Below are 8,542 nucleotides of genomic sequence, written 5' to 3' on the forward strand. Positions count from 1 at the left end.
GGCGCGGCCCGCCGCGGGCGCGGGGTGCGGGAGGGCGCGGGGGGTGTTGTGCGGGGAGTGCGCGCAGGCGCTGAGCGGGGCCCGCGCGCGGGCCGTACGGCCGTGCCCGTCGCCGCCGGGGCTGCCGGTGGTGTACGCCGCCGCCGCGTACGGGGACGGCGTACGGGCGGTGCTGCTCGCCCACAAGGAGCGCGGCGCCCTGCCGCTGGCCCGGGCGCTCGGCACGGCGCTGGCCGCGGCGGTCCGGGCCGGGGGCGACGGGCCCGGTGAACTGGTCCTGGTACCGATGCCCTCGGCCCGGCGGCAGGTACGGGCGCGCGGCCACGACCCGGCCCGCAGGATCGCGCTGGCGGCTTCGGCCCGGCTGCGCCGGGGCGGCACGCCCGCGCGGGTGGCGTCCGTACTGCGCCAGCGGCGCCCGGTGGCCGACCAGGCGGGCCTGGGGGCCCGGCAGCGGCGGGAGAACCTGGCGGGGGCCCTGGAGATGTGTCCCGGCGGGGTGCGGCTGCTCGGCGGAGGGCGGATCGTGCTCGTGGACGACCTGATCACCACCGGGGCCACCCTCACGGAGGCGGCCCGGGTGCTGCGCACGTCGGGCGGAGACCACAGGGGGCTGCGCGCGGCCGTCGTGGCCGCCCCGCGGGGGTCTTTCGACTCGAACAGAGCAAAAAACCCTGAATAGATTTGGAACTGAGTGGGAAGGCGCATCGTTGCAGGTAGTACGAGGGAATGGCCACCTGAACGGGGGTACGTTCCGGTAGCGGGTGACGGCAACCGTCCAAGAGGGATATGTTCGGTTGAAGAGGAACTCGCGCTTCGGAGCTTCTCCGCATCAGGCAGCCTGCCCTCGACTCCAACCTCGGTGGCGTTGATCTTGCCGATGGGGGAGGAGGAGGTGAAAGTCGCCAAGTCCGAGGCTCCGGTGTTCACCGGAGCCTGGTGCAAAAGGGAGACGCTTCGCCGCTGAGGCGGAGCCATCCGGGAACGGAGTTCTGCGTGGACATCGTCGTCAAGGGCCGTAAGACCGAAGTGCCCGAGCGATTCCGCAAGCACGTGGCGGACAAGCTGAATCTGGAACGCATCCAGAAGCTCGACGCCAAGGTGATCAGCTTGGACGTAGAGGTGTCCAAGGAACACAACCCGCGCCAGGCCGACCGTTCCGACCGCGTGGAGATCACCCTTCGCTCACGGGGCCCCGTGATCCGTGCCGAGGCGGCCGCCGCAGACGCTTACGCGGCGCTGGACCTGGCCCAGGACAAGCTCGAGGCCCGACTGCGCAAGCAGCACAACAAGCGCGCCTCCCGCCGTGGCAACGGCCGGCTGTCGGCGGCCGAGGTCGCCGATGTGGTGCCGGGCGTCGCCCAGCTGAACGCGAACGGCGAGGTCGTCTCCGAGGAGAAGACCGACGAGGTCCCGGTGACCCGGATCGGTTCGCTCGAAGTGCAGGGCGACGGCCCGCTCATCGTCCGCGAGAAGACCCACTCGGCCGCGCCCATGTCGCTGGACCAGGCTCTGTACGAGATGGAACTGGTCGGCCACGACTTCTATCTGTTCGTCGACTCCGAAACGAAGTTGCCCAGCGTTGTCTACCGGCGCCACGCCTATGACTACGGCGTCATTCACGTGAACCCCGACGGTGCCTCCAGCACGGAGGAATCGCCTGGTGGCGCGGGTGGCGCGCTCGGCGGCTGACGGTCCTTCGCGGTGCCCCCGGTGACGCTTCGCGTGGCCGGGGGCACCCGTATGCACCTGGTGAAACCCCGCTCTCGGGCCCGGGCATGGAATCATGGCGGGCAGTCAGTCGGCGTACGACCACGCCGCGTTGACGTCAGACGGCGCAGATCGGTGCAGACGGCGCAGATCGGCGCGGCACGTGAATTCGGGCCACGGCCTTGCAGGGGGAGGAACGATGGCGGACAGCTTCGGACCGGTGCGCGGTGACAGCGGTGCGGACTGCCGAACCGGCCCGGGTGGTGAGCCGATCCGTGTACTCGTGGTCGACGACCACGCCCTCTTCCGGCGCGGACTGGAGATCGTCCTCGCACAGGAGGAGGACATCCAGGTCGTCGGCGAGGCGGGGGACGGCGCGGAGGCGGTGGACAAGGCCGCGGACCTGCTGCCGGACATCGTGCTCATGGACGTACGGATGCCCCGGCGCGGGGGCATCGAGGCGTGCACCTCGATCAAGGAGGTGGCGCCCTCCGCGAAGATCATCATGCTGACGATCAGCGACGAGGAGGCCGACCTCTACGAAGCGATCAAGGCCGGGGCGACGGGGTACCTGCTCAAGGAGATCTCCACGGACGAGGTCGCGACCGCGATCCGCGCCGTCGCCGACGGGCAGTCGCAGATCAGCCCGTCGATGGCCTCGAAGCTGCTCACCGAGTTCAAGTCGATGATCCAGCGCACCGACGAGCGGCGGCTGGTGCCCGCGCCGCGGCTGACGGACCGCGAGCTGGAGGTGCTCAAACTGGTGGCGACCGGCATGAACAACCGGGACATCGCCAAGGAGTTGTTCATCTCCGAGAACACCGTGAAGAACCACGTCCGCAACATCCTGGAGAAGCTGCAGCTGCACTCCCGGATGGAGGCCGTGGTCTACGCGATGCGGGAGAAGATCCTCGAAATCCGCTGAGCGCCGACGCGCCTCAGGCGCCGACGGCCCTCAGAGCGCGGCCAGTTCGGCCGTGACGGCGGCGGCCTCCTGGGCGTTCGCGGCCCGGTCCACCCGGATCTCGTCGCAGCCCACCCAGGCCGCCGCCTCGCGCAGCGCCTCCGCCATCGGGCGGGCCGCGGCCGGGGTGGTCAGGGAGAGCTGGCGGGCCACCAGGGTGGAGCCCTCGCGGCCCGGGTCCACCCGGCCCTGGAGCAGGCCGCCGGCCAGCAGCGGCATCGCGAAGTATCCGTGGATCCGCTTGGGCTTGGGCACGTACGCCTCCAGCCGGTGGGTGAAGCCGAAGATCCGCTCGGTCCGGGGGCGCTCCCAGATGAGCGAGTCGAAGGGCGAGAGCAGTGTCGTGCGGTGGCGCCCGCGGGGGGCGGTGGCCAGGGCGGCCGGGTCGGCCCAGGCGGGCTTGCCCCAGCCCTCGACCTCGACCGGGATCAGCCCGGAGTCCGCGATCACCGCGTCGAACTGGTCGTTCTTGAGGCGGTGGTAGTCCGCGATGTCGCCGCGGGTGCCGAGGCCCAGGGACTGCCCGGCGAGCGCGACGAGGCGGCGCAGGCACTCGGTGTCGCTCAGGTCGTCGTGCAGCAGGGCGTCCGGTACCGCGCGCTCCGGCAGGTCGTAGACCCGCTTCCAGCCGCGCCGCTCGGTGCAGACCACCTCGCCGATGTCGAGCAGCCACTCCACCGCGATCTTGGTCTCGGACCACTCGAACCATTCGCCGCCGTTCTTCGCGCCGCCCAGCTCGGTCGAGGTCAGCGGGCCGTCCGCGCGCAGCCGGTCCAGGACCGCCTTCGTCGAACGCTCCTTCTCCGCCAGGATGTGCCAGCGGTAGCCCCGGTCCCGGCGGGCGCGGCGGCGGAAGGCGAAGTGCGGCCACTCCTCGATGGGCAGGATGCAGGCAGCGTGCGACCAGTACTCGAAGGCGTGGTTGCCCGACCAGTACGAGGCCTCCACCGCGGGCCGCCCGACCGCGCCCAGGCGCGCGTACGGGATCAGCTCGTGCGACCGGGCCAGCACCGAGATGGTGTCCAGCTGTACGGCGCCCAGGTGCCGCAGCACGCCGCGCACCCCGCCCTTGCGGTCGGGGGCGCCGAGGAACCCCTGCGCGCGCAGCGCGATCCGGCGGGCCTCGTCGGCGGAGAGGGAGACGGTGGCGGTGGTCATGCCCCGCAGCCTAGGGCGCGGCACTGACACTCCCGCCGGGCAGCGGGCAGCGGGCAGCGGGCCGGGCGCGGGGCCGGGCGCCGGGGCGACCGGCTCAGGCGTCGCGGCGGGGGGCGGGCAGGTACGGAAGGCGCGAGGGCAGGCCCAGGTCCGAGGGGAGCAGCGCGCCGATCCAGCAGTCGCGCAGGGTCTCGCGGTGCTCCATGCCCGCGCGGTGCACGCCCTCGACCACGAAGCCGCACTTCTCGGCGACGGCGCGGGAGGCGGCGTTGCCGACCCCGGCCCGCCAGATCAGCCGGACGCAGCCGGCCTCCGTGAAGGCCCAGCGGGCGACGGCCCGTACGGCCTCGGTCATGTAGCCCTTGCCCCGGTGGTCGGCCACCGACCAGTAGCCGATCTCGTGCGCGAAGGAGCCCCGGGGGTGGACACCGAGCGTGGCGACGAGCGGGCCGTCGGCCCCGAGCCGGACCGCGAAGTTGTACTCGGTGTCCTCGCGCCAGCCGCGCGGCGCCGTCTGCGTCACGTAGACCTCGGCGTCCTTGAGCTCGTAGGGCACGGGGACCGGGATCCACCGCTGGATGGCGGGGTCCTGGCAGGCGGCGTGCACCTCGGCGGTGTCGGCGGGCAGGTGGGGACGCAGTACGAGGCGCTCGGTGATCAGGGTGCTCGGTTCCATGCGGGAATTCTGTGGGGCCGGGGAGCGGGCCGCGAACAGTTTTCACCGCACACCGGCACCTTCCAGGCCCCCCGCCCGTTCTTCTTGCGGGTGCCAGCCGCCCTGCGGATACGGCGGACCTCCCGGCGTGACCACGTCCTCGCTTACGATGGCCGTTGCGGTGGGGTCCACCTGCCGTGCCCGTGTACGAACAGTGCCCAGGCCCGACCGGCAAGGAGACAAACCTCGGTGTCCGTCTTCAACAAGCTCATGCGTGCAGGCGAAGGCAAGATCCTGCGCAAACTGCACCGCATCGCGGACCAGGTCAACTCCATCGAAGAGGACTTCGTCAACCTCTCCGACGCCGAGTTGCGGGCGCTCACGGATGAGTACAAGCAGCGCTTCCAGGACGGCGAGAGCCTGGACGACCTGCTGCCCGAGGCCTTCGCGACGGTCCGCGAGGCCGCCAAGCGCGTCCTCGGCCAGCGCCACTACGACGTCCAGATCATGGGCGGCGCCGCGCTGCACCTCGGTTACGTGGCGGAGATGAAGACCGGTGAGGGCAAGACCCTCGTCGGTACCCTCCCGGCGTACCTGAACGCGATGTCCGGCAAGGGCGTCCACCTGATCACGGTGAACGACTACCTCGCCGAGCGCGACTCCGAGATGATGGGGCGCGTCCACAAGTTCCTCGGGCTCGAGGTCGGCTGCATCCTGGCCAACATGTCGCCCGCGCAGCGCCGCGAGCAGTACAGCGCGGACGTCACGTACGGCACGAACAACGAGTTCGGCTTCGACTACCTGCGCGACAACATGGCGTGGTCGAAGGACGAGCTGGTCCAGCGCGGCCACAACTTCGCCGTGGTCGACGAGGTCGACTCGATCCTGGTCGACGAGGCCCGTACGCCGCTGATCATCTCCGGCCCGGCCGACCAGGCCACCAAGTGGTACGGCGACTTCGCGAAGCTGGTGACCCGCCTGAAGAAGGGCGAGCCCGGCCAGCCCCTCAAGGGCATCGAGGAGACCGGCGACTACGAGGTCGACGAGAAGAAGCGGACCGTCGCCATCCACGAGGTCGGTGTCGCCAAGGTCGAGGACTGGCTCGGCATCGACAACCTCTACGAGTCGGTGAACACCCCGCTCGTCGGTTACCTGAACAACGCCCTGAAGGCCAAGGAGCTGTTCAAGAACGACAAGGACTACGTCGTCATCGACGGCGAAGTCATGATCGTCGACGAGCACACCGGCCGTATCCTCGCCGGCCGCCGCTACAACGAGGGCATGCACCAGGCGATCGAGGCGAAGGAAGGGGTGGACATCAAGGACGAGAACCAGACCCTCGCCACGATCACCCTGCAGAACTTCTTCCGCCTCTACTCGAAGCTGTCCGGCATGACCGGTACGGCCATGACCGAGGCCGCCGAGTTCCACCAGATCTACAAGCTCGGCGTCGTCCCGATCCCGACCAACCGGGACATGGTCCGCAAGGACCAGCCGGACCTGATTTACCGCACCGAGGTCGCGAAGTTCGCGGCCGTCGTCGACGACATCGCGGAGAAGCACGAGAAGGGCCAGCCGATCCTGGTCGGCACCACCTCGGTCGAGAAGTCCGAGTACCTCTCGCAGCAGCTCTCCAAGCGCGGCGTCCCGCACGAGGTGCTCAACGCCAAGCAGCACGACCGGGAGGCGACGATCGTCGCCCAGGCCGGTCGCCGCGGCGCCGTCACGGTCGCCACGAACATGGCGGGCCGCGGTACCGACATCAAGCTCGGCGGCAACCCCGACGACCTCGCCGACGCCGAGCTGCGCCAGCAGGGCCTCGACCCGGAGGAGCACATCGAGGAGTGGGCGCACGCCCTGCCCTCGGCGCTCGTCAAGGCCGAGGCGGCCGTCAAGGCCGAGTTCGAAGAGGTCAAGGAGCTGGGCGGGCTCTACGTCCTCGGCACCGAGCGGCACGAGTCCCGTCGTATCGACAACCAGCTGCGCGGCCGTTCCGGCCGTCAGGGCGACCCGGGCGAGTCCCGGTTCTACCTGTCGCTGGGCGACGACCTGATGCGTCTGTTCAAGGCGCAGATGGTCGAGCGGGTCATGGCGATGGCGAACGTGCCAGACGACGTGCCGATCGAGAACAAGATGGTGACCCGGGCGATCGCGTCCGCGCAGTCGCAGGTCGAGACCCAGAACTTCGAGACGCGCAAGAACGTCCTGAAGTACGACGAGGTCCTCAACAACCAGCGCGAGGTGATCTACAGCGAGCGCCGCCGGGTCCTGGAGGGCGAGGACCTGCAGGACCAGGTCCGGCACATGATGGACGACACCATCGACGCCTACATCACGGCCGAGACGGTCGAGGGCTTCGCCGAGGAGTGGGACCTGGAGCGTCTGTGGGGCGCCTTCAAGCAGCTCTACCCGGTGAAGGTCACCATCGACGAGCTGGAAGAGGCGGCGGGCGACCGCGCCGGGATCACCGCCGAGTTCATCGCGGAGTCCGTGAAGGACGACATCCACGAGCAGTACGAGGCGCGCGAGGCGCAGCTCGGCTCCGACATCATGCGCGAGCTGGAGCGCCGCGTGGTGCTGTCGGTGCTGGACCGCAAGTGGCGTGAGCACCTGTACGAGATGGACTACCTGCAGGAGGGCATCGGCCTGCGGGCGATGGCCCAGAAGGACCCGCTGGTCGAGTACCAGCGCGAGGGCTTCGACATGTTCAACGCCATGCAGGAAGGCATCAAGGAGGAGTCCGTCGGCTACCTGTTCAACCTGGAGGTCCAGGTCGAGCAGCAGGTCGAGGAGCTTCCGGTGCAGGACGCGGGGCCGTCGCTGGCGAAGCCGGAGATCCGGGCCAAGGGCCTGGACGCGCCGCAGCGGCCGGACCGGCTGCACTTCTCCGCGCCGAGCGTGGACGGTGAGGGCGGTGTGGTCGAGGGCGACTTCGACGCGGACGGGGCCGAGGGGTCCGGCGACGGGATGACCCGGGCGGAGCGGCGCAAGGCGCAGAAGGCGTCCGGCGGGCGCCGCCGCAAGAAGTAGTCCTCCGGGAACGCCGACGGGGTCGGGCGCCGCGTGATGCGGTGGCCGACCCCGTCGGCGTTCCCGGGTCGCGCTGCCCGGGGCGGGGGCGGGTGGTCTGTGCTCCGGGTTGGGTCGGCCCCCGGGCGCTGCGCGGCCTGCCGGCCGTTCGTGGGCTGGTCCCGCCGGTCCGGGGCCTTGTGGCCTGGCGGCCCGTTCAGGGGCCCTTGCCGTCGATCCGGGGTCCGGGGCCCGGGGGCGGCCGTCGGGGGCGTGAGGGGGCCGCTCGGGGCCTCTGGGGTGGCGTGGCGGTGTGCGGTGCGTTCGGGGGCCGCCGCGTCTGGTGGGCGCGTGCGGGCCGGTGTGCCGCCCGCCCCACCCCAGGGCTCCGCCCCGGACCCCGCGCCTCAAACGCCGACGGGGCTGGGCGGGTCGGGACCGGGGGGTCCCAAGGGGGTCCGGCGGGGCTGGATCGGGCCGGGCCTGGGGGCGGGTCGGGTCCGGTCATGGGCGGGGGCCGGATACTTCTACCGCCGCGCAGCGCCAGCGCAGGTCGGGGCCTTGCTCCAGGCGGAAGGCCATCGCCGTGAGGCGGTCGCCCGTCGCGATGCGGGCGAAGGCTTCGATCACGCCCGGCCCGGGGTGGAAGCGGCCGCACTGGCGCAGCACCGGGGCCGGGCGCGGGCGGCCGTGGAAGGGGCCCGCGGGGGCGGCCAGGGTGACCAGCTGCTCGTACGCGGGGCCGACCGTGTGCCCGAGCAGGGAGTGGACCGGGCGCTGCCCGCTGAGCACCGCCAGGAGCCGTTCCGCGAACCAGTGGTGCGGCCCCGACCGCACCCCGCGCGGCGGGTTCGGCGGGCGGCGCTGGTCGTGGCGTCCCGCAGGGCGGGTGGTGCTCCGCGTGCTGGTCATGGCGCGTCCCCGAAGTGGCCGGGCCCGGCGGTACCGGGCGGTAACTTGGTCGAGGACCTTCTACGGGCGTCCCGCGGCCCCCCGCAACGGCCCCGCGCCGGGCCGCGGCCCCGGCCCCGGTTCGCCTATCAGGG

Annotated in this window: 7 protein-coding genes; 4 read left to right on the forward strand and 3 right to left on the reverse strand. The window is 71.4% G+C overall.

The genetic code is table 11. The features are described 5' to 3' along the window. From QMF80_RS37340 to QMF80_RS37350, 3 genes are all read left to right on the forward strand, one after another. Window positions 1-682: ComF family protein (locus QMF80_RS37340; protein WP_283461801.1), on the forward strand; the 682-nt coding region annotated here is incomplete at its 5' end. Between the two features lie 314 nt (window positions 683-996). Continuing rightward, a complete protein-coding gene (hpf, locus tag QMF80_RS37345) occupies window positions 997-1,692 on the forward strand; it encodes a ribosome hibernation-promoting factor, HPF/YfiA family (RefSeq protein ID WP_502963001.1) in 696 nt (231 codons plus the stop codon). Between the two features lie 217 nt (window positions 1,693-1,909). Next, the gene (locus QMF80_RS37350) at window positions 1,910-2,635 is read left to right on the forward strand and encodes a response regulator (protein WP_283461805.1); all 726 of its coding nucleotides are present in this window, start codon (window positions 1,910-1,912) and stop codon (window positions 2,633-2,635) included. Between the two features lie 30 nt (window positions 2,636-2,665). On the opposite strand, the gene QMF80_RS37355 is transcribed toward QMF80_RS37350, so the two are convergent. Together QMF80_RS37355 and QMF80_RS37360 are read right to left on the reverse strand one after the other, a co-directional pair. Further along, the gene (locus tag QMF80_RS37355) at window positions 2,666-3,832 is read right to left on the reverse strand and encodes a winged helix-turn-helix domain-containing protein (protein ID WP_283461807.1); all 1,167 of its coding nucleotides are present in this window, start codon (window positions 3,830-3,832) and stop codon (window positions 2,666-2,668) included. Between the two features lie 94 nt (window positions 3,833-3,926). Next, window positions 3,927-4,508, reverse strand: a complete 582-nt coding sequence (locus tag QMF80_RS37360) for a GNAT family N-acetyltransferase (RefSeq protein ID WP_283461809.1) — start codon at window positions 4,506-4,508, stop codon at window positions 3,927-3,929. A gap of 228 nt (window positions 4,509-4,736) precedes the next feature. On the opposite strand from QMF80_RS37360, the gene secA reads away from it, so the two are divergent. Beyond that, window positions 4,737-7,517 (forward strand): preprotein translocase subunit SecA, encoded by a 2,781-nt coding sequence (gene secA / locus QMF80_RS37365; protein WP_283461811.1) that lies wholly within the window; start codon window positions 4,737-4,739, stop codon window positions 7,515-7,517. 483 nt (window positions 7,518-8,000) lie between these two features. On the opposite strand, the gene QMF80_RS37370 is transcribed toward secA, so the two are convergent. Beyond that, window positions 8,001-8,408 carry an Rv3235 family protein gene (locus tag QMF80_RS37370; protein ID WP_283461813.1) on the reverse strand — a complete coding sequence of 136 codons (408 nt, stop codon included), beginning with the start codon at window positions 8,406-8,408 and terminating at the stop codon, window positions 8,001-8,003. Window positions 8,409-8,542: the final 134 nt, after the last annotated feature.

Source organism: Streptomyces sp. G-G2 (genome assembly GCF_030063135.1).
Classification (GTDB): domain Bacteria; phylum Actinomycetota; class Actinomycetes; order Streptomycetales; family Streptomycetaceae; genus Streptomyces.